This is a genomic window from Streptomyces sp. MMG1121 (genome assembly GCF_001280015.1).
In the GTDB taxonomy this organism is placed as follows: domain Bacteria; phylum Actinomycetota; class Actinomycetes; order Streptomycetales; family Streptomycetaceae; genus Streptomyces.
Map to the genome: position 1 here is coordinate 42982 of NZ_LGDV01000194.1, position 20638 is coordinate 63619.

At 70.2% G+C, this 20638-nt stretch carries 20 protein-coding genes; 19 read left to right on the forward strand and 1 reads right to left on the reverse strand.

What is annotated here, in order from left to right:
• Positions 1 to 56: 56 nt before the first annotated feature.
• The 17 genes from ADK64_RS22455 (at position 57) to ADK64_RS22535 (ending at position 16330) form a co-directional block, all read left to right on the forward strand.
• Entirely contained in the window at positions 57 to 551 is a 495-nt protein-coding gene (locus tag ADK64_RS22455) for an ATP-binding protein (RefSeq protein ID WP_078992783.1), read from the forward strand.
• A gap of 465 nt (positions 552 to 1016) precedes the next feature.
• Positions 1017 to 1379 (forward strand): hypothetical protein, encoded by a 363-nt coding sequence (locus tag ADK64_RS22460; RefSeq protein WP_053661637.1) that lies wholly within the window; start codon positions 1017 to 1019, stop codon positions 1377 to 1379.
• Positions 1367 to 2230: a hypothetical protein gene (locus ADK64_RS47480; RefSeq protein ID WP_234384676.1), complete on the forward strand. Its 864-nt coding sequence runs from the start codon at positions 1367 to 1369 to the stop codon at positions 2228 to 2230. The genes ADK64_RS22460 and ADK64_RS47480 overlap by 13 nt, the downstream gene beginning before the upstream one ends.
• Positions 2231 to 2457: 227 nt before the next feature.
• Positions 2458 to 3012 (forward strand): SAF domain-containing protein, encoded by a 555-nt coding sequence (locus ADK64_RS22470; protein ID WP_234384679.1) that lies wholly within the window; start codon positions 2458 to 2460, stop codon positions 3010 to 3012.
• Positions 3009 to 3866, forward strand: a complete 858-nt coding sequence (locus ADK64_RS22475; protein ID WP_234384677.1) for a hypothetical protein — start codon at positions 3009 to 3011, stop codon at positions 3864 to 3866. Before ADK64_RS22470 ends, ADK64_RS22475 begins: the two co-directional genes overlap by 4 nt.
• Positions 3860 to 5212 carry a CpaF family protein gene (locus ADK64_RS22480; protein ID WP_053661638.1) on the forward strand — a complete coding sequence of 451 codons (1353 nt, stop codon included), beginning with the start codon at positions 3860 to 3862 and terminating at the stop codon, positions 5210 to 5212. Before ADK64_RS22475 ends, ADK64_RS22480 begins: the two co-directional genes overlap by 7 nt.
• A complete protein-coding gene (locus tag ADK64_RS22485) occupies positions 5212 to 6126 on the forward strand; it encodes a type II secretion system F family protein (protein WP_063789937.1) in 915 nt (304 codons plus the stop codon). Before ADK64_RS22480 ends, ADK64_RS22485 begins: the two co-directional genes overlap by 1 nt.
• On the forward strand, positions 6123 to 7013 hold the full coding sequence (locus tag ADK64_RS22490) for a type II secretion system F family protein (protein ID WP_078992784.1): 891 nt from the start codon (positions 6123 to 6125) through the stop codon (positions 7011 to 7013). Before ADK64_RS22485 ends, ADK64_RS22490 begins: the two co-directional genes overlap by 4 nt.
• Before the next feature lie 35 nt (positions 7014 to 7048).
• Positions 7049 to 7243: a hypothetical protein gene (locus tag ADK64_RS22495; RefSeq protein ID WP_053661640.1), complete on the forward strand. Its 195-nt coding sequence runs from the start codon at positions 7049 to 7051 to the stop codon at positions 7241 to 7243.
• Between the two features lie 3 nt (positions 7244 to 7246).
• Entirely contained in the window at positions 7247 to 7660 is a 414-nt protein-coding gene (locus tag ADK64_RS22500) for a TadE/TadG family type IV pilus assembly protein (protein ID WP_053661641.1), read from the forward strand.
• Between the two features lie 50 nt (positions 7661 to 7710).
• Positions 7711 to 8091, forward strand: a complete 381-nt coding sequence (locus tag ADK64_RS22505) for a TadE/TadG family type IV pilus assembly protein (RefSeq protein WP_053661642.1) — start codon at positions 7711 to 7713, stop codon at positions 8089 to 8091.
• Positions 8088 to 8537 carry a TadE/TadG family type IV pilus assembly protein gene (locus ADK64_RS22510; RefSeq protein ID WP_234384678.1) on the forward strand — a complete coding sequence of 150 codons (450 nt, stop codon included), beginning with the start codon at positions 8088 to 8090 and terminating at the stop codon, positions 8535 to 8537. The genes ADK64_RS22505 and ADK64_RS22510 overlap by 4 nt, the downstream gene beginning before the upstream one ends.
• Positions 8538 to 8578: 41 nt before the next feature.
• Positions 8579 to 11383, forward strand: a complete 2805-nt coding sequence (locus tag ADK64_RS22515; RefSeq protein ID WP_053661644.1) for a BTAD domain-containing putative transcriptional regulator — start codon at positions 8579 to 8581, stop codon at positions 11381 to 11383.
• Between the two features lie 901 nt (positions 11384 to 12284).
• The gene (locus tag ADK64_RS22520; protein ID WP_199829691.1) at positions 12285 to 13364 is read left to right on the forward strand and encodes an AAA family ATPase; all 1080 of its coding nucleotides are present in this window, start codon (positions 12285 to 12287) and stop codon (positions 13362 to 13364) included.
• A gap of 91 nt (positions 13365 to 13455) precedes the next feature.
• Positions 13456 to 15279 (forward strand): VWA domain-containing protein, encoded by a 1824-nt coding sequence (locus ADK64_RS22525; RefSeq protein WP_053661646.1) that lies wholly within the window; start codon positions 13456 to 13458, stop codon positions 15277 to 15279.
• A 77-nt stretch (positions 15280 to 15356) separates the two neighbouring features.
• Positions 15357 to 15833 (forward strand): hypothetical protein, encoded by a 477-nt coding sequence (locus ADK64_RS22530; RefSeq protein ID WP_053661647.1) that lies wholly within the window; start codon positions 15357 to 15359, stop codon positions 15831 to 15833.
• A 35-nt stretch (positions 15834 to 15868) separates the two neighbouring features.
• Entirely contained in the window at positions 15869 to 16330 is a 462-nt protein-coding gene (locus ADK64_RS22535) for a hypothetical protein (RefSeq protein ID WP_053661648.1), read from the forward strand.
• A 442-nt stretch (positions 16331 to 16772) separates the two neighbouring features.
• On the opposite strand, the gene ADK64_RS22540 is transcribed toward ADK64_RS22535, so the two are convergent.
• Complete coding sequence (locus ADK64_RS22540) at positions 16773 to 17810, reverse strand: saccharopine dehydrogenase family protein (RefSeq protein ID WP_199829689.1); 1038 nt, start codon at positions 17808 to 17810, stop codon at positions 16773 to 16775.
• A 129-nt stretch (positions 17811 to 17939) separates the two neighbouring features.
• Between ADK64_RS22540 and ADK64_RS22545 the strand changes: the two genes are divergently transcribed.
• Both ADK64_RS22545 and ADK64_RS22550 read left to right on the forward strand, forming a co-directional pair.
• Positions 17940 to 18875, forward strand: coding sequence for a helix-turn-helix domain-containing protein (locus ADK64_RS22545; RefSeq protein WP_053661649.1), 936 nt, complete (start codon positions 17940 to 17942; stop codon positions 18873 to 18875).
• A 1215-nt stretch (positions 18876 to 20090) separates the two neighbouring features.
• A complete protein-coding gene (locus tag ADK64_RS22550) occupies positions 20091 to 20444 on the forward strand; it encodes a hypothetical protein (RefSeq protein ID WP_159046319.1) in 354 nt (117 codons plus the stop codon).
• Positions 20445 to 20638: the final 194 nt, after the last annotated feature.

Sequence of the window (20638 nt, forward strand, 5' to 3'; positions counted from 1 at the left end):
CCTGGCCGTCACCGCCGCGTCATGCGCGGGCGTCACGCGGCCCGGGGAGGACGGCGATGACCGCCCACGGCGCCACGGGCACCACCATGTGTGTTCTGTTGCGCTGGACCAGCTGTACTCCCGACGCTGCAGCCCGGGCTCGCGCCACGCTGCGGTGTGCCCTCGATCAGCTCGGCTACGACGGCGAGGTGATCAGCGATGCGGTGCTGGCCGTCTCGGAATTCGTCACCAACGCCACCACGCACGCCGTCGGCCCGTACGAGATGCGCCTGCGCCGCACCGATACGGGGATCATCTGCGAAGTCGAGGACCACGATCCGCGCATCCCAGAGGTCCCTGAATTCCCCGCAACGCCGCCGTACACCCCTGCCGAGGAGAACCGCGGGGGCGGCCTGGAAGCGCTGTGCACGCTGCTGTCCGAGCACGGGCGGGGCCTGCACATCGTGCATCAACTCACCGAGGGTGCATGGGGATTCCGAGGGCAAAGGCGGACGAAGGCGGCGTGGTTCACGGTCCCGTCCGCTCGCGGTGACCGGCACAAAACTTCGTAGCGCTCTGGGGCTGTGGCCATGAGTTGAGGCGGGTGGTTTATCGGGCAGGCGGATGAGCCTTTGAAAGTGGTGCTCGTCGCTCATTCGAGCGACGAGCACCACTTTTTGGTGGGGAAGTGGGTTATCGAAGCGGAACGCCTCGGAAGTAACGGGTCGAAATCGGGGTGGAATTCACCCTCCCGTCGTGATTGGTCGGAGCGGCACCGGGTACCTCCAGTCGCATCTGGTCACTGACGGTTGTCGTCCGGGTGTAATAGGTGACGGAAGGTGGGGATGGTGAAGACACGACGGTGGACGAAGGTGTTTCTGGTGGCGCAGAGCGCAGTGGTCACGGGTCTGTTACTGGCGACTGTTGCGTGTAGCTCAGCCAATGGTGCTCCTTCGCCGCCCGCGGCGGCTGATTCGAGTCGGCCCGCAACCACTTCCACGTCTGCCGGGAGTGATGCAGTCGCGGCCTACCGGGCCATGTGGAACGACACGATGATCGCTGCTCGTACATCGGATGCCGAGAATCCGCAGCTGAATGACCACGCCGAGGGCGGCGCGTTGCAGCTCGTGCGCCACATGATGCGGGAGGACGCGAAGCAGGGACTGGTGACGAAGGGGCAACCGACCTTCGCACCGGTGGTCACGAAGGCCGGGCCCGCAACCGTCGTCATTCAGGACTGCGCTGACGGCAGCCGTTGGCTGCAGTACACCAAGGACGGTTCGCTCAAGGACGACATGCCTGGTGGGCATCATCGAGTGGATGCGACGGTTCAGAAGCACGGTGACCGCTGGCTGGTCGAGTCGCTGTACATCGGCGAGGTGGGGACGTGCAGCGCGTGAGCCGTGGCGCCGTGGTTGTGCCGACGGTGCTCGCTTTGACTGCTGTCGGGACCGGTCTGTTATGGGCGCCGAGGGCTTCGGCGGGAGACGGATTCGGTATCGGCGCCGACGTGAAATGTGCGGGGGATGGGTGCGACCTGAATGCTTCCCGCACGATTCCGTCGCGACGCACCAATGCGGCAGTGCCTGTGCGAAGGAGTGGCGACGGTGGCCTCGACGGTGGGGGAGGGCATGGCGCGCCCGTTGTGACGCCGACGGTTGTTTCCGACGGCTGGGAGTACGACCTGGGCAATGGGATGGGCATCCTGCCGCGGTTCGATGGAGACAAAGGGGACAAGAAGAAACCTGCTGACCCGGGTAGCCCGCAGGTCTCCGTGCAAGAGGTTGCCCAACAGGCCGTCAGGCGGCTGCGTTTGCCCAAGCCGGTGATTCACACAAGCCCTGGCGAAGACTACGTCCAGGTCGTTCACGTGCCGACCTGGATGTGGGTGGAGCGGTCAACGTGGGGGCCGGTGTCGGCGTCGGCCGCTGTGGAGGGCGTGAGTGTGAAGGCGACGGCTCGGCCGCGGACGGCGGTGTGGTCGATGGGGGAGGGTGGCCAGGTGGTGTGCCGGGGGCCGGGGACGCCGTATTCGGACGCTTACAGTCCCAAGGCGTCGTCGCCGGACTGTGGTTACACCTATCAGCGGGCTTCGCTGTCCGCGCCGGGCCGGGCTTACAGGGTGTCGGTGCAGGTGACATGGGATGTCGAGTGGCATGGGGGCGGGAAGGCCGGGGTTGTGCCGGGGCTGGTGATGGCCGCGCAGCGGCGGCTGGTGGTGGATGAGGTGCAGACCGTTGTGACGCGCTGACGGATCGGAGCGCGGGCGCGGCCCTGGCGTTGGGCTGGGCTGGGCTGGTGGATGTTGGAACTCTTCTGATCGTGAGGTGAGTTGTGGGTACCTCCATGTCTTCTCCGGGTCTCAAGGGCGGCGGAGCGCGGGTGCCGGGAGCACGTCGGTCCGGACCGGAGCAGCAGCCGGCGGTGACGGGCGCCCGGCGGCGCAGGGTGGGCTGGGTGTGGGCAGGGGTGGGCGCGGTGGTCGTCTCGGCGGTCGGCTTCACCCTGGTCGCGCAGACGATGGGGGAGCGAGCGCAGGTTCTGGTGCTTGCCCGCGATGTGCCGGCCGGACAGGTGCTCAAGCCGGGCGACCTGCGTGTGGTGAAGGTGGCGGCGGAGACGGGCGTGGTGCCCGTCACGGACCGGGCCAGGGTGCTGGGACGGCAGGCGAGGGTGCCGTTGGTCGCCGGGTCGCTGCTGGCTCCCGGCCAGGTGGGCCTGAGTGCTGTCTTTCCGCCGAAGGGATTCTCGCAGGTGGCGCTTGCCGTCGAGCCTGGCGGTGCGCCACCGGATCTCGCTCGCGGGGAGCGCGTCGCTGTCCTTCCCGGGCCGGCCGGCACCGCGCTGACGGGTGACGAGGAGCAGGCGGCATCGACGGTGGCGGGGACGGTGACGGGGGTTAGGGAGCCGGAGTCGGCGGGCGGGCCGCGTGTGGTCTCGGTGCTGGTGGAGACCGCGGCGGCGCGGCGGGCGGCGCAGCTGGAGCATCCGCGTGTGGTGGTGCTTCCCGCGGAAGGGCGTGAGGCTCCATGAGGCGTCTGATCGTCGTGGGGTCGGTGACGGGGGCGCCGGGGGTGACGACGACGGTGCTGGCTCTTGCCGCCGTGTGGCCGTCGGAGGCGGATGGCGGGGTGCGGCCGGTGCTGGTGGAGGCGGATTCCTCCGGTGGTGATCTGATGATCCGCTTCGGTCTGCCGTCGGCTCCCTCGTTGCTGGATGTCGCGGCGGCGGCGAGGCAGCCGTACCCGGGTTCCTTGCTGGGAGCGGCGAGCGAATTGCCTTGCCGGGTACGGGCGGTGGTTGCGGTGCCGGGCCGTGGGCCATGCCGGGAGGCGGTGCGGCTGCTGGCGGGTGAGGCTGGGCGGCGCGTGCTGCTGGGAGACGAACACGACCGGGGCACTGTCCTGCTGGACGTGGGGCGCCTCGGCGAGGACGTCGAGCCGCTTCTCGAAGCCGCTGACCGCATCGTGCTGGTGGCTCGGGGAGGCGCGGAGCCGCTGACCCATGTGTCCGCGTACGGCGTGGATGCCTACGCATCTGCGGGGCGGGTGTCGCTTGCCGTGATCGGGCCGTGTCCGTATCCGCCTGAGGAGATCGCACACACGCTGGGGATCGAGTCGGTGGTCTTCCTGCCGTGGGACATCAAGAGCGTGGCCGCGATGAACAGCTCCAAGCAAGGCGCGCTGCGTGCATCGGGCTTCCGGCCGCCACCGCTGATGACCTCCGTACGGACACTGGCCCGTCGGCTGGCCGCGCCGCCCACGGACGAGACCAGGGCGGCAGACGCGGATCGTGGGCGCGTGCTGGAGGGCGGCCGTGAGGTTGTGATGGAGCCCATCTGGAGCGGCCTGATTCAGGTACCGGGAGTCGAGGAAAGCGGATGGTGAGCGAGCAGCTGGTGGCACCGGGGATGATTCCCGGTCGTGGTGAGCGGGCGCTGGCGCAGCTGGTGCGGCAGCGTGTATCGGCCCGGCTGGCCCAGTACGCGGGCGAGCGCGAGTCGGCAGGATTGCCGGCGGAGGACGAATCGGCGCGGCGGGCCACCGTAGGGCTGGTGCTGGCCCAGGAACTGGGCGAACAGCGCCGCCTGGCGCTCGCCCAGGGCGCCCCGGTGATCGATGCCGAGGCGGAGGAGCGGATCGCGCAGGCGGTCAAGGACGAGCTGTTCGGCACGGGCCGCCTGGAGCGGCTGCTGGCCGACGAGCGAATCGAGAACATCTGCGTCAACGGCTGCGATGCGGTGTGGATCAAGGACGCGGCAGGCGCATGGCACCGTGAAGCACCGGTAGCCGCCTCGGATGAGGAACTGGTGGAACTGGTCCGCACACTCGCCGCCCGTACCGGTGGGGAGGAGCGCCGCTTCGACCGGGGCATGCCCCGCCTGAACCTGCAGCTGCCGGACGGGTCCCGGTTGTTCGCCGTGATGGCGGTGACGGGCCGGGTGTCGCTGACGATCCGCCGCCATCGCTTTCCCGCAGCCTCGATGGCGGAGCTGGTGCGGCTGGGCGTGTGTGACGGGCAGCTCGCCGGGTTCCTGCGAGCACTGGTGCGGGCACGTAAGAACATCGTGATCGGCGGCGGCACCAATGTCGGCAAGACCACCGTCCTGCGGGCCTTCGCCCACGAGATCCCGCCCGCAGAGCGGCTCGTGACGATCGAGGACACCTTCGAACTCGGCCTCGACACCGACCCGGTGGCTCATCCGAACGTGGTGGCCATGCAGGCCAGGGAGCCGAACATCGAGGGGCAGGGCGGCATCGATCAGGCGGAACTGGTGCGGTGGGGACTGCGTATGTCCCCGGACCGGGTCATCGTGGGGGAGATCCGCGGGGCCGAGGTCATCCCGATGTGCAACGCCATGAGCCAGGGCAACGACGGGTCCCTGTCCACGATCCATGCCTCCACCTCGCGTGGGGTGTTCACCAAACTCGCCTCCTACGCCGCACAGGCTCCCGAACGCCTCACGCTGGAGGCGACGAACCTGATGGTGGCGTCCGCGGTCCACTTCGTCGTCCACCTGGGCTGGGACACGGCAGGGCGTCGGGTCATCGACTCGGTACGCGAGGTCGTCGACGCGGACGGGGCGCAGATCGTCTCCAACGAGGTCTACCGCCCGGGCCCGGACGGGCGCGCCGTACCCGCCACTCCACTACGCACCGAAACCCTCAACGACCTCGTCGCGGCCGGACTTGATGCCCGGGACGCCGCCGGCCAGTGGTGGGGAGCGGCCTGATGAACAGCCTGGTGGGCCCCGGTGCCTGGACCGGCATCGCGGTTTTGTGCGGGACGGTCTTCGGCCTCGGCCTGGTGGCCATCGCCTACGGCGCGGTACGGCGCGCCCGGCACGAGCAGCGGACCGGCCTCTGGCGTGCGCTGGTGGCACGGCTGCCGGCCGACTGGACCACACGGCGCGTGGTCATCGCGGTCATGGCCGGATTGGTTGCCGGGGCGTTGACGACGTGGCCGGTGGCGGCAGTGCTGACCACAGTAGCGGTGCTCACTCTTCCCGGGCTGCTGGGCCCGGACCGGGAGGCTGCACGGCGCACGGAACGGATGGAGGCGCTGGCCACGTGGACGGAGATGCTGCGCGACACCCTCTCCGCTGCGGCTGGTCTGGGACAGGCCCTGCTGGCCACCGCGGACATCGCCCCCGCTGTGCTGGAGCCCGAGATGAAGGAACTGACCGCCGCCGTCCGCGCCGGACATTCTCTGCCCGCTGCGTTGCGGGCACTCGCCGAACAGGTCGATGACCCGCTGGCCGATGTGGTGGTGGCCGCGCTGGTGATGGCGGCCGAGCAGCAGGCAAGCCACCTCGCTCCGCTCCTCGGGGAGCTGGCGGAGTCGGTGCGCGAGCAGGTGGCCATGCGGCAGCGCATCGACGCAGGACGCGCGAGCGTGCGCACCGGAGTACGGGTCACGGTCATCGTCACCCTGGGGATGACGGTGGGGCTCGTGGTCTTCAACCGCCCCTACCTGGACCCCTTTGACACGCTGACCGGACAGGCCGTGCTCGCCCTGGTCGGTGTCCTGTTCACCGTGAGCTTCGCCTACCTGACCGCGGTCGGCAGCATCGAGGAACCCGTCCGCCTCATCAGCCCGACCGCACCCCGCACCACAGCAGGTTCCGCACCGGGAGGCAGCAGGTGATCGTCATGCTGCTCGGCGCGCTGTTCGGCGCCGGAGCGACCGCTCTCGTCTACGGACTGCGTCCACCCCGGCCCGTCCTGGCCGACGTCCTCACCGCACTCAACACACCTGCACCGCCCGCGGTTTCACAGACAGGTGAGGCGGAGTGGGCCACCCGGCTGGGCAGACGCGCCGTACCCCTCGTGCGCGCGCTCGGTTTCCCCACCCCCTCACTGCGGGCGGACCTTGCCGTCTGCGGCACCGACGAGGAACACCACCTGGCGGGCAAGGCGGTCTGCGCGACGGCTGGCCTCGGCGCCCCCTGGGCGGCGGTGCTCGTGCTGCGCCTGGGAGCCGGTATCGAGGCGGGCTGGTGGGCGCCGTCAGCCGGCGCACTCACCTTGGCCGTCGTGCTGTTCTTCGCCCCCGACCTGGCCGTACACCGGCAGGCCGAGCAGCGGCGCCGCGAGATGCGGCACACCCTCAGCCTCGTCCTGGACCTGACCGTGATCGCGCTCGCCGGCGGCGCAGGAATCCAGCAGGCTCTCGCCCAAGCCGTGGACGCGCCCCAAGGGTGGGCGGCAGCGAGACTCCGGCACACCCTGCACGTCGCACACCTCACCCGCACCAGCCCCTGGCCCCACCTGGCCGATCTCGGACGGCACCTCGCCGTGGCGGATCTCACCGAGCTGGCCTCGACGCTGAGTCTGGCCGGCAGCGAGGGCGCCAAGATCCGGACCTCGCTCGCGGCCAAGGCTCGGGCGATACGGCGGCGCAGGATCGCGGAAGCCGACGGAGCCGCCCAGGCCGCCACCGAACGGATGTCGCTGCCCGTGGTCGGCCTGTTCGCCGCGTTCCTCCTGCTGATCGGCTACCCGGCCCTCGCCCACGTCATGTCGATCACCTGACCAACCAGCCACACCAGCCCCACAGAGAGACCGTGATGTTCCCACTCGACACCCTGATCCGCCTGGTACGCGCCCACTGGGCCGAACTGCGCCGGCACGCTCGCTCGGACGCGGGATACACCACCGAGACCATCGTGGTCACCGCCCTGCTGGCGATCCTGGGCCTGACCGTCGTAGGCATCATCGTCGCCAAAGTCACCGCCAAGGCCAACAGCATCGACCTGGGTTAGTTCGTGACCACGTCCCGCCGCAGACTGCACAGTGACCAGGGCTCGGCAAGCACCCAGCTGGTGCTCGTCGTCCCGGCGCTGCTGCTGACCGCCTTGTTGGTGGTGCAGTTCGCGTTGGTCTGGCACGCACGGCACATCGCCCAGTACGCCGCCCAGCGGGCCCTGGCCACTGCCCGCGCGCAGGGAGGCACTGCGGGGGACGGCCGGGCTCAGGCGCTGCGCAGCCTCGCCGCGCTGGGCAGCCGCGTCCTGACCGCGCCATCCGTGACCGCCGAGCGCACCGCCACCCAGACCACCGTGCGAGTGAAGGGGACGGCGATGCGCGTACTGCCCATTCCCGGACTGGTGCTGCACGCCTCCGGTACGGCCTCCGGCCCCACGGAGAGGATCACCACCCCTACCGGAGGCCAGCCGTGAACCAGCAGACCCACCGTGCCCGAGGCCATAGAGAGCAGGGTTCGGCAGCGGTGGAGATGGTGCTCATCACGCCACTGCTCGTCCTGATGTTCCTGGTCGTCGTGGCCTTCGGGCTGCTCGCCGATGCCCGCCTGGTCGTGGTCGACGCCGCCCACCAGGCCGCCCGCGCCGCATCCCTCGCCCGCACCGAGAAAGAGGCCCGCACCCAAGCAGAACGGGCGGCCGGCGCGGCACTGCGCGAGGCAGGAGCCTCCTGCACCCGCCCGAGCGTCCACCTGGCCACCGGCGGACTCACACCGGGCGCCACGGTAACGGCACGAGTCTCCTGCACCGCCGACCTGGGCACTCTCACCCACACCGGGCTCCCCGGCCACGTACCGCTGGCCGACACCGCCTACTCCGCCGTCGACACCTTCCGGAGCACCCCGTGAAACGACGCATGCGCGTGCACCTGACGCAGGTCCGGGTTCGGAGGGCGGCCGGGGATGACCAGGGACAGGTCACGGCGTTCGTCGTCGGCGTCTTCGCCGCGCTGTGGTTGTTCGCCGGCATCGTCGTAGACGGCGGGCTCGCCCTGACGGGCAAGGCACAAGCCCTGGACGTGGCACAGGAGGCGGCACGCACTGGCGCCCAGCAACTGGACGTCGGCCGGCTGCGGCGCGGAGAAGAGGTCCGGCTCGTACGCGACAAGGCCGCAGCGGCGGCCCGCGCCTATGCCGCCTCCACCGGCGACAGCGCCACCGCCTCCGTCACAGGCGAAGCCGTCACCGTCCACGTCACCCACCGCCAGCGCACCCAGATCCTGCAACTGATCGGCCTGCGCACCCTCACCGTCCACGCGACCGGCACCGCGCACGCCGAACGCACCACCCCGTAAGGACCGTTCACCCTGTTCCGGCCGAGGAGAGCGAACCGGTGATGTACCACCCTCCGCAGCTGCGCCAGCGCGTGACCGCGGCTGCCACGGCCGTCGGCACTCTGGCCGTCACGCTCTCCCTGCTGGCCGGGATGCCCTACGTCCTGTGGCGGGCCGCTGGCCTACCCTGGCCCGAACACGTTGCCTCCCTCAGCGAGTTCGCGCAGCGGTTGGCGCAGCCGGTCAGTGACCCCATGGTGATCGACCTGCTGGCGCTGGTCGGCTGGGTGTGCTGGGCCGTCTTCGCCTACACCGTGGTCCGCGAGACCGTCTGGTACGCCACCCATCTCCCGCAACTGCTGCGCGACCGGCACACACACCATGAGCACCTGGCCGCCCTCTCGGTGAAAGGCTCCCTGGCTGCGTTGTGCATCGGCACCCTCGTCGTCGCCCTGATCGGCCTGTGTCGCCCTCAGACGCTCACCGGCCAGCAGTCGTCTCCGAGAGAGGCACGGCCGCACACGGTGGCGACAGCACCCCTGCTCCCCTCTCAGACCCGTCGCCCCGCGCCTGTGCTTGTGGCCGAGACAATGCCGATCCAGGAAACGGCGGCAGCACTCCCCCCGGCCCCGGCACGCGTTACGCCACCCGGGGACGCGGAAACGGTCCGGCACATCGAGTACACGGTCATCGAGGGGGACACACTGTGGGACATCGCTCATGCGTATATGGGCGACGCGCTCACATGGCCGCGCATCTACGCGCTGAACAAGGACCGTGTCCAAAGCGACGGAGCCCGACTTACCGACCCGGACCTGATCCGGCCCGGCTGGCGCCTGACCATCCCCGTCCCCCGTGAAGCCACATTGCCGCCGACATCTGCCCCCGCTCCGGCACATCAAGCACCGGACACCACACCCACAAAGAAACCCCCCGAGAACCCGTCGGCCCAGCCGACTCTCAGCCAGGACAAGGACGTCGGCCGGCAGGACCGCGGCCAGCACACCCCCTCGCACGCGGACCGGCACAACGAGGTCACCGCTCACAAGGCGGGTGCGCAGACAGGCCCGGCCACGATCGGTCTTGGGGAGGCGAGCCTGATCGGCATCACCACCGCGGCCGGCCTGCTGGCCGCACGCCGCTATTGGTACTGGCACCAAAACCGCCGACGTGACCCGGACCAGGAGACAGAGATCCCCTCCTTGAGCCCGCTGGTGGACAAGGCCGCCCAAGCGGCCCACGCAGCCACACTGCTCCGCCAGTCAGAGGATCCCGACGTCCTGGCTCCCCGCCGTATCCCGCCTCAGCCGCCCCGCGCGAAAGGCACGGTCACCATCGGTGTCCGGCAGGACACCGAAGTCCCCCTTGATGAGCTGGCCGTGCCTGGAGGCTGCGCCTGGACCGGCCCGGGTGCCGAGGGTGCCGCACGCGCCCTGCTGGTCGGTGTCCTGACCGCCGCCGAACGCCGGCGCCCCAGCCCTGCGCACGTGACGGCGGTCGTCCCCCACGACGTGGCCGAGAGTCTGCTGCCCGGACTGCCCGCCCAGTTCACCGTCCTCAGCCAGAGCGCCGACCTCGACGAGGCGATCCGAACCGCCGAACAGCACCTGATCACGCACGCCCGCACCCACGACGAACACGACACCATGCCCGCGACGACCGGGCAGGCGAGCGCCGACTTGGCCCGGAAGACCGAGCCGGGCACCCTTCTCCTGCTCGCCGTGCCGGACGCCGCCCACACCGGACAGCTGCAGGCCCTGGCCGCCCGCAGCAGACCCGAGATGCTGATCGTCCTCACACTGGGCGCCCCGCTGCCCGGTGCCACCGCCTGGCACATCGACGCCGACGGCTCCGCCACACCTGCCGGACCGCCCGGTCAGCACCCCGGCGCACTGAGACTGTTCCACCTTGCGCTCGACGCCGCACGCGACGTGACCGACGTCCTCCTCACCGCGCACGGCCAGCGCAGGCCATTGCGCATCCTGCCTGCACCCAGCCCCCAGCCTGGCGCCGACCAACCTGACACCCCGGCCGAGCCACCGCCGAAGGGCACACCGGCGCACGCGAACCCAGTCGAGACCTGCCGGCCGGCTCAGGCCAAGCCCGTACGTCTCCACGTCCTGGGCCCCGTCACCCTCTACGTCCGTGGTCACCAAGACCCCGTCGGCACCAACCTGCGCGGTGAAGTCCACGAATTCCTCGCTCTGCTCGCCGCCCACCCCACCGGACTCCTCGCCTCCGACATCGCCGACAAACTCCACCTCGACCCAGGCAGCGACCAGAACGCACTGAAAAATCTCCGCCGCTCCGTGAGACGCGCCCTGCGCGCCGCGACCGGAATCACCGCACAGGAATTCATCCTTCTTCAAGGAGAGCTCCACAAACTCCATCCGGAACTCGTAGAAACAGATCTCGCTGATTTCAGTCACAGCCTCAGAGAGGCATTCCCCGCCTCCGACAGCGGCGAGGGCCTGAGTGATGCTCTGGCCGCCGTGCGGGCCGCACTGGCCCATTACTGCGGCCCCTTTGCTCAGGGCGGCGACTACCTCTGGGCCGACACCGTCCGCGAACACCTCGCCATGAAGGCCACCGACGCAGCCGTCCGCCTGGCCCGCCAGGCTGAGCGCGCCCACGCCACACCGCGCGAGCTGGACGACGTGCTGACGCTGCTGGACCACCTGGGCGCCATTCACCCCGACCACGAACGTCTCGCCCAGCACACCATCCGCCTCTACCAGGCCTCCGGACGCCACGACACGGCCCGGCACACCTACACCCGCCTGGCAAGGCACCTCACCGAACTCGGCCTCGAACCCGAGCCAGCCACCCAAGCTCTCATCGCCCCCCGGACCCGCCAGACTCGATAAAACAGCAGGCCACCGGACCTGCCTGCCTCGGCGGTCGGCTCGCTGGCTCGATGGCGTCCGCCCCGTCGCATCCGTTAGCGCATCCGCCGTCGCTTCTGCGTGCGCGCTTGGATACGACACCCCACCCGGCCTCGAACACGCAGCCCAGGGGCCCTGCGAGCCACCGGCGGGTGAGGGCGACTGTATATCGGTGCAGTAAAGCATCCCGATCTCCAACCCTGCGGCTGCCCGGCGCCTCCCCTCCCGGCACCGGCACATCTGCTGCTCTCACCAGCGACCGACCAGCCTGGTGTCCGCTTACTCCACTTCACCAATCCCACACCCAGGCCGGCGTCCTCCCCGTCACCGGCCGCCCTGACCGAAAAGGCCACCCAGGCGGCGCACCGCCTGGCCTGGATCCGCACGCGTACTCGAACGAGCAGAATTTTCAGGCGTGTTGGGTTCCTGCGTATCGGTCGTACGCGGCGCAGGTCACGACGCTTTGTATCGCACCGGCGGGAAATCCCCTGAAATCCCGTCGTGAATTCACGAGAATTCCAGCATTATCAAGCCGGAATCCCGCTTCAGGTGGGGTGCAGGTCGAGCTATATTTGAATTGTTCCCGGGGGGCCCGGGAAAGGAAAACCCTCCAATGGGGTCCGCCCGAAAACGGATGACGGGTGGAGTGTGCCCTGATGGCGGTCATTTCCGAATTCGAATAGCCGGTTTCCGGTCTGGTAGTGAAAGGAATTCACCGATGACGAGCCCTGCCGCGCCTGCACCTGCATCCGCCCCCGCGCCCGAAGCTCCCGCCCCGGCATCCGGGCAGGCGGACTCCGCGCCGCCGAGCGCGCCGACGCCTTTGGCGGGGTCGCTGTCCGGCCCGGTCGGCAAGGCCCGCCCGGGCGAGCTGCGGGCGAGGATCGCGCAGATCCTGGCCGCCACCCCGAGTGTCGGGTTCACGGTGACGGAGCTAGCGAAGGCCCTGGGGCATTCGGGAGGAGCGGTCGGCAACGCGTGCGAGACGCTGGTGTGCCGGGGCGAGGCAGAGCGGTCAGGTTCCAAACCCCGTACCTACCGGGCGACTTCACTGACCGGGGCCGTGGCCCAGCAGGCCTCAGGCCCCCCGCCCGCACCGAGCCCGACTCCTTCGGTGCCGCGTCAGTCGGCCGGGAAGAGCGCTGTACCTGTGCCGCCGGGCGGGCGGCCGGAGCCCATCACCCGCCCCAACGGGCAGAAGTACCACCCCAGGGCTCTGGCGCAGCTGCCCGATGTTGAAGCACTACGGCGGCTGCGGCAGGCACAGGTGCCGGTGTTGCTGTACGGGCCCCCGGGCACGGGGAAGACCTCCCTGATCGAGGCGGCCTTCCCGGACCTGATCACGGTGGCCGGAGACGGCGACACCACGGTCGGCGACCTGATCGGCGAATACACCCAAAACGCCAGCGGGGGCTACGAGTTCATCTACGGCCCCCTCGTCACCGCCATGCAGGAAGGCCGCGCCCTTCTCCTGGACGACGCCACCCTCATCTCCCCGAAAGTACTGGCCGCCCTGTACCCGGCCATGGACGGGCGCAGGCAGATCCAGGTCAAGGCGCACAAGGGCGAGACGGTCACCGCCGCCGACGGCTTCTACGTGATCTCCGGACACAACCCCGGCGTGCACGGGGCAGTCCTCACCGAAGCGCTCGCCAGCCGGTTCAGCGTGCAGATCCAGGTCGGCTCTGACTACGACCTGGCCGCCGCCTTGAAGATCAACCGCACTGCGGTACGCATCGCCCGCCACCTCGCGGCCAGCCAGCAGGCCGGAGACGTCGGCTGGGCCCCGCAGCTACGGGAGCTGATCGCCTTCCAGAAGATCGCCGACGTGCTCGGCGCCGAGGCCGCCTTCGCCAACCTGGTCGGCATCGCGCCCCTGGAGGACCGCGACACGGTCGCCGAGATCGTCACCAAGGCCATCGGCCGCCCGGTCACCGCCCTCGCCCTGGGCCGCCAGCTCTGACCAACGCGCACCACACCCGGGGGCCACAACTCACCCGGCCCCCGGCACCCAAACCACCTGCCAACTCCTCCCGGAAGGGGCTCGATCAGCCATGCCCGCACCCGCTCACCTCCTGCCAGCACCGCCCCCGCTGACCGAGACGGAACACGACCTCACCCGCTGGGAAGACGACGGCGGACCCGCCTACGAAGCGCCCCCCCGCCCGCACGCCGCCCAGTGGCTGCGGATCTCCGCCGCGCTCGGGGAGCGGCTGCCGGAACTGGCAGGCCGCGAGGACGTGATCGTCACCTGCGATCACGGCACCCGCTCCGGCGCCCCGGCGGCCTTCTATCGGACACTCGCCCAACTTGAAATCGACGCAGGCCTGTTCGCGCCGCTCAGGCCCGCCACCATCCACCCCACCCAGGTCGGGGACGAGGCGCGCTATCCGGTCGCCTGGGGAGCGTTCACCCACGAGGCCGCGCACGCCGCCCACAGCCGCTGGAGCACCCCACCTGCCCTGCGCGGCACCGCCCTGGACACGGCCGCCCAACTCCTGGAAGAGGCCCGCGTCGAGAAGGCACACCTGGCCCGACGCCCAGGCGACCGGAGTTTCCTGCGGGCCGCCGTGCAGAGCCTGGTCCTGCCCGACTTCACCACCCAGAACCCCACCGACTCCTGGCAGGCCGGGGCGGCAGCGGGCCTGATCCTGGCCCGCCGGGACGCCGGAATCCTCGACCCCGACGAAACCCAGCCCCTGCACGACGCCGTCACCGCCATCCTCGGCCCCGACCTCCTGGACACACTCACGCAGATCTGGACGGCTGCCCACGCCACCTCCGATGACGACGCCCAGGCGATGATGAGCCACGCCCAGGCATGGTGCCAGGCCCTGGGAGCCAGCCCCGACGCACCGCAACCCACCCCCGACCCGTCCGGATCCGGCCGCAGGGGCGAACTCGCCGACGTCATCGGCAAGGTCACCGCAGCGGTGGCGGCAAACGAAGCCGCCAGCCAAGCCGCCCAAGCGCGCGCCAACGCCGCCCAGACCTCCCGCGCCCGGGCGAAGGCCGCCCATGCCGCCCGCGCCCGGCAGGCGGCCGAGATCGCGAGCAAGGTCTTCACCCCTGGCGCACGCCCCTTCACTCCCGAAAGCCAGCGCAGCAAGTACCGCAGCGACGCATCGCCGGTGACCGGGACCCGCCCGCCCACTGCCGGGGAGAAGGCTGCGGCCGGACGACTCGCTCGGGCGTTGCGGGCGGCGGCCTACCGGGAACGCGCCACCACGGTCACCTCCTCAGCCGTCCCGCCTGGGCGGCTGAACATGCGCGGCGCTCTGGCCCGGGACGCGCAGAAGGCGGCAGGCGCGATCCCCTCGGCACAGCCCTGGGTCCGCACCCAGCGCCGCCAAGGCCCCACACCACCTCTGCGGGTCGGCATCGCGGTCGACGTCTCCGGCTCCATGAACGCCGCCGCATCCCCGATCGCCTCAGCCGCCTGGATCGTCGCCAAAGCCGCCGCCCTGACCGACCCCGACTCGCGCACGGCAACCATCGCCTACCGTCGCGCCCTGACCGCGATCACCGCACCCGGCCGCGCCCCCGCCCGGGTGACCGAGTTCGACGCAGACGGCGGCGGCCACAGTCTGGCGGAGGCCGCCGACGCCCTGACCGCAGCCCTGGACCTCGCCACACCCGGTACGGGCCGCCTGCTGGTGATCGCCTCCGACGGCCACTACCGCCCCGACGAAGTCACCCGCGCCGCCGACCGCATCAGCGCCTTGCGCACGGCGGGATGCGCGGTGTTGTGGCTCGCCTTCGAACCCGACCCCCGCCCGCTGCCCGGCGCCACCCTCCTGGAACTGGCCGACCCGGCCCAGGCCGCCACCGCCATCGGCAAGGCCGCCACCACCGCCCTAGCCGCCACCAACCCCTGACCCGCCGTGCCGCCCCGGCACGGCCCGGGGCGGCACCCGACCCGATACCGACCACCACTGCGAAGGAGACCGGAATCATGACCTCGCTCGCCGAACGCGCCCACGCCGCTGCAGTGTTCATTCGGCACAACACCGCCGTCAGCCCGCACGGCCCCTACCGGGGCGAGGAACACGCCCGCACCGCCGTACGCCTGGCCGCCGCACTCGGACTCGGCCTGGACCAGATCACCACGGCCCCGGACTGGCAGCGCCGCCGCAGTACCCCGGCCGAGCCGGTCCTGGCCACCGCCACCTGCCCCGACACGCACGAGAAGTACGTCTTCCTCGCGCGCTTTCCGATCTACGACGACGAGGCATTCGAACTCCTCGGCCCGTGCCCTGAATGCTCCGGCCGGGTCCCCCTCGCCGAAATCCGGCACCTCGCCGACCTCGGCAGCTACCTCGCGCGCCCGCCGGTCAAGTCCGAGGACATCCCGCAGCCGCACACGGTGCCGGAGACCTTCACCGGCGACGAAGGCCACACCAGCACCTGCCCTTACGCCGAAATCCTCTGAACGCCTCCAACAGCACAGGAAGGAACCCCAACGCCATGGCCGAACGCGCCAGCCGCATCCGTGGCACCGCTGTCCGGACCCACAGGCCCTCGACGTCGCCTGGCGAAGACCCCGATACCCGGCGCGCGCCCGGGCAAGGGGCTCTTCGCACGGCCCTCGGCGAGGACGGATTCCAGCGCATCCTCCGCCAACGGTACGAACGAGGCACCGCGCTGGGTGAACTGGCCGACCTGCTCCTCAGCACCGCCGCCGAAGCGGACCGGCTCCACGGCAAACTGCGCCGCCACGCCACCCACGCCCGCGAGCGTCTCGGCGATGTCCTCAACCCCTGCCTCGATCCGGGCTTCGTCCCGGTCACTGGCCTGCTCGCCAGCGTCGGCCACACCACCGACCTGCACGCCGCACGCTTCGCCCAGCAGATGAACCAGCTCACCCTCGTCCTGGAGAGCTACCAGATCGCCGTACGGCATACCGGATACGTGACCGAACGCAGTTGACCATGTGGGGGCCCACACGCGGGCCCCCAACCCACTCCTTCGCGATAGCCATACCGCGGGCCGGCGACATGACACGGCCCGTCTCCCAGGGAAGGCCCTCCTTCACCATGTCGGCTCCCGGAGCCCCACAGCATCACCTGTTCGTGCACCAGCTCCTGTGCCGCGCCCACGCTCTCCTCACGGCCTTCGAAGACGCGCAGGCCCTGCCGCTTGCCGCGCTGCTGACGCGTGCGGTGGACCACATGTCGGCCGAGGATCGTGCCAACCTGGACGCACCTTCAGCCGCCCAGCACGTCGCCGAGTGTGGGCGGCCATCAAAGATTCCCCACGTACGGCCAGTTTGAATGTGACTCTTGGTGATCGAAGCGGCGAATTCCCGATCGGCATGGTGGGAGCATGCCTCCGGGTGCCGGGATCGGTCTTGCGTCGTAGAGCGTTGCGTTCAGGTGGTGTGCAGGTGAAGGTCGAGGGCGATGTGCGGGGCGAGTGCGTGCAGGAAGTCCGGTGCGTCGAACATCTCGCCGGCGGAGGCGACACCAACGGTCTTGGTGCGGCCGGTCAGGACGCGTTCCAGGGCCTCGACGACCAGGGGCGCGGTGACGGCGTAGATGTCCTGGCCGCCGGCCGTGGCCCGGCGTTCCGTTCCGCCCGAGCGCACGACGACGTCGACCAGGAAGGTCTGGTCGGAACGCCCGTTCACGTCAGTGGCGGCCGGGGCCGGCGTGTGGGGTGCGGCGACGTCGCGGACCGCCTCGGCGGTCATGTAGGTGGTCACGTCCGGGATGGACAGGTGCTCGGGAACGGTGACGACGTCCGCCATCGTGAACTCCCCGATCACCTCCCGGGGACCCATCGGCTCCGGGAAGGTCCACTCCAGGGTCGGCGCGGCGTCGGTGCGCTGCTCCCACTGTCCGCCGCGGTAGCGCAGGCGGACGTCGCCGCGCCGCTCGCGGGAGACGGCACCGGACAGGCGGGTGCCGGTGGTGGGGTGCCAGCTGCTGAGCGCGTAGGCGATGTGAGCCTCGTCGGCCTTGGTCCAGTCGCCCATCGCCGCGGTGGCCAGCAGGTCGCCGAGGCCACCGAAGAAGGCCATGGCCGGGACGATCGCCGCTCCCGTCTCCTGGGCCCGATCGCGGTAGTGCGCGAAGGTGTCGAGATTCGCCTCGAGTTCGGCGGCCACGTCCAGGTAGGGGATCTTCGCTCGGAGCGCGGCTTCGATCAAGGGGCCGGTGGTCGAAGCGAAGGGACCGGCGCAGTTGATGACCGCCACTGTTCCCGCCAGGGCCCGGTCCAGCGAAGCCGCATCGTCGACCGATGCCACCCGGGCCTCAAGCCCGAGCCCGTCGGCCAGCTCCTGCACCGCCTGCGCGTTACGCCCGGACGGCACCGGGACGAACCCCCGTGCGGCGAGCTCCGCAACCACGAACCGCCCGGTGTGACCGTACGCGCCGAACACCGCCACCAGCTGACCTGACCCCATGAGACTTGCTCCCGAGCACTCGAAGATCCGCCGCGCTGTCGATCCGCCGCGGCCTGACACCCACATCCTGGCCTCCCGGCAGCACCCCGCACGAGCGTCGGAAACGACATGGCACGTACAGTTTTGGACATGCCCACCGTTGCGCTGGCCGTCACCGACGGCATGCTCCACTACGAACTGGCCGTGGCCGTCGAGATCTTCGGAGCCGACCTGACCCACATCGTGGACCCCTGGTACGACTTCTCCCTGTGCGGGAACGGCCCGGTGCACGTCGACCGCTTCCGCCTCGAACCCGACCACGGACTCGACCACCTCGCGCACGCGGACACGGTGATCGTGCCCGGCTGGGCCGACACCGACCGCGAACCACCCGCCGAACTGACCGAGGCGGTGCGCGCCGCCCACGCGGCCGGCGCCCGCGTCGCCTCCTTGTGCACCGGCGCCTTCGTCCTGGGCGCGGCCGGACTCCTCGACGGAAAACGCGCCACCACACACTGGGCACACACTCGGGAACTGGCCCGGCGCCACCCCAAGGCTACCGTCGACCCGGACGTCCTCTACGTCGACAACGGCGACATCCTCACCTCCGCGGGCAAGGCCGCCGCCATGGACCTGTGCCTGCACCTGGTCCGCCTTGACCACGGCTCGGCCAACGCCAACAAGATCGCCCGCCGTCTGGTCATCCCACCCCACCGCGACGGCGGCCAGGCCCAGTTCATCGCCGCCCCGCTGCCCGCCCCAGGCAACCACCCCCTGGCAGCACTCTTCCCCTGGGCACTGGAACGACTGAACCAGCCACTCACTGTCGAAGACCTGGCCCGCCAGGCCCGCATGAGCTCACGCCACCTCGCCCGCCACTTCAAACACCTCACCGGCACCACACCACTGCACTGGCTCCACACCCAGCGCATCCGCCACGCCCAAGAACTCCTGGAAACCACCAACGCCACCGTCGACACCATCGCCACGGCCACCGGCATGGGCACCGCCACCACCCTGCGCCGCCACTTCCACCGCAGCGTCGGCGTCCCACCCGACACCTACCGCCGCACCTTCCGCCCCTGAAAACCAGCCCCAGCACATCTGACACTTCACGCTCAGTAGCCATCGGCGGCCAGTTAACTCCCCACCAACTGGCCGCCGATGGGGAATTCCAACTGGCCACTGTCAGCCGAGGCCGCCGTAGAGGTGCTGGCTTGCACTCGCACGCCCATCCGGCCTCAAAACCCGAACTTGGCGAGCTGTCTTCGGGCCCTCGACCAGCTGCCCCTCAGGGCTCGCACGGGCCTGCTCGCGGCGGCTGTGCGGCGTACTACCCCTGATCTGGGTAACGCGCGGTACCGCCTGTCCCCGGCGTCCTCGCTCACGGCGGGAACCGGGCTGCCCGGCACCGTGCGGCGGGGCACTGCCCATGTCCGTGCAGTAACGGCGACTTCTGTGGTGGCTGCGGGCACGCGGGCTGCGGAGGACGTCGATGAACCGGCATAGGCTCCGCGGTGACGGCGAACTCCCGACGCGGCGCCCCTTTGCCGACGACGGCATCGAACCCGAGGGCGGCGAACCATACGACGAGGTCGCCGACCCTCGCACTCTCATTGTGCGCGTGTGCGCCCGGCGCTGCGACACGTGCATCTTCCACCCGGGCAACCTGATGAACCTACAGCCCGGCCGTGTGGCCGACATGGTCACCAAGGGCGCGGCAAGACGAGGGACACGTGGTCTGCCACAAAACCCTGGGCACCGAAACGCTGGCAATCTGCCGGGGCTTCGCCGACGGCCCTGACCAGGGCCGGAGCCTCGCCCTCCGCCTGGCCCGCGCGCTGGGCACGCTGAACGAGATCTCACCGCCATGACCGAACGTGCCAGCCGCGAGGCACCGCAGCCCGGACCCACAGGCCTCGACGTCGCCTGGCGAGCACCCCGACGTCAGGCGTGTGCCCGGGCACGAGGCTGCGCCCGCAGCCGGCGAAAATCCATACCAGAACGTCCTCGGCCAGCGACACGAACGCGGCGCGGCATCAGACGAATTGGCCGACCTCTTCTTCAACACTGCCGCGAATGCCGACCGGCTGCACGGCAAACTGCGACGCCACGGCGCCCACCGGATGACGCTCTCTCCGGTGGCATGCTCATACCCGGCTGGTGGGGGCGCGAAAGACCGAGCGTTTGATGCTTGACCGCCATAGGGGTGATGTTGCCAGCTGCCCCCGTCTCGTCGCGCGGAAGCTCCAGGTTGGGCAGTATATGAGACGCATTGTGAGTGTGGGCGCCGTCATGGCCATGACGTGTGTTCTGCCGGCAGCGGGGCCGGCGGCCGCCTCGACCAGCGCCTGTACGCACCACTGGTCGGGCCCCCAGGTCTGCATTCGCCTGGACGGCCGCAACGAGTGGAACCGGGTCACGGCTATCTGGGCCAACCCGCCCGGGTCTGCGAAGACGAGGAATGTGTGGCTGACTCTGGACGGCAAGCGACTCGGCCGGGCGGAGACCGCCCGCCGGGTAGGCAAGACATTGAGTTACACGTGGTCGGCCTTTGATACCGGCACCGACACGAAGGTCTGCGTGCAGTTCGCGAAGATCAACCGAGTGGCCTGTGACACGACCAAGTACAGCGGTGTCCCCGGCTCGGTGTAGGAGTTCCCGTCAGCCAGGGCCTGGGCGCGGCGCAGCCGAGCTGTATGTGCTGCACGGCGCGAGGCGCGTAATGAGTGCGTAGTGTTGGCTTGCACGGCGGCCGGGTCGCTCTGTACATCAGAGACCTCCTGAGCAGAGCCAGCCGGGCTGCTCCCAACTCCATTGGAACAAGCCCGGCTTGCCGCTGTCGGTCG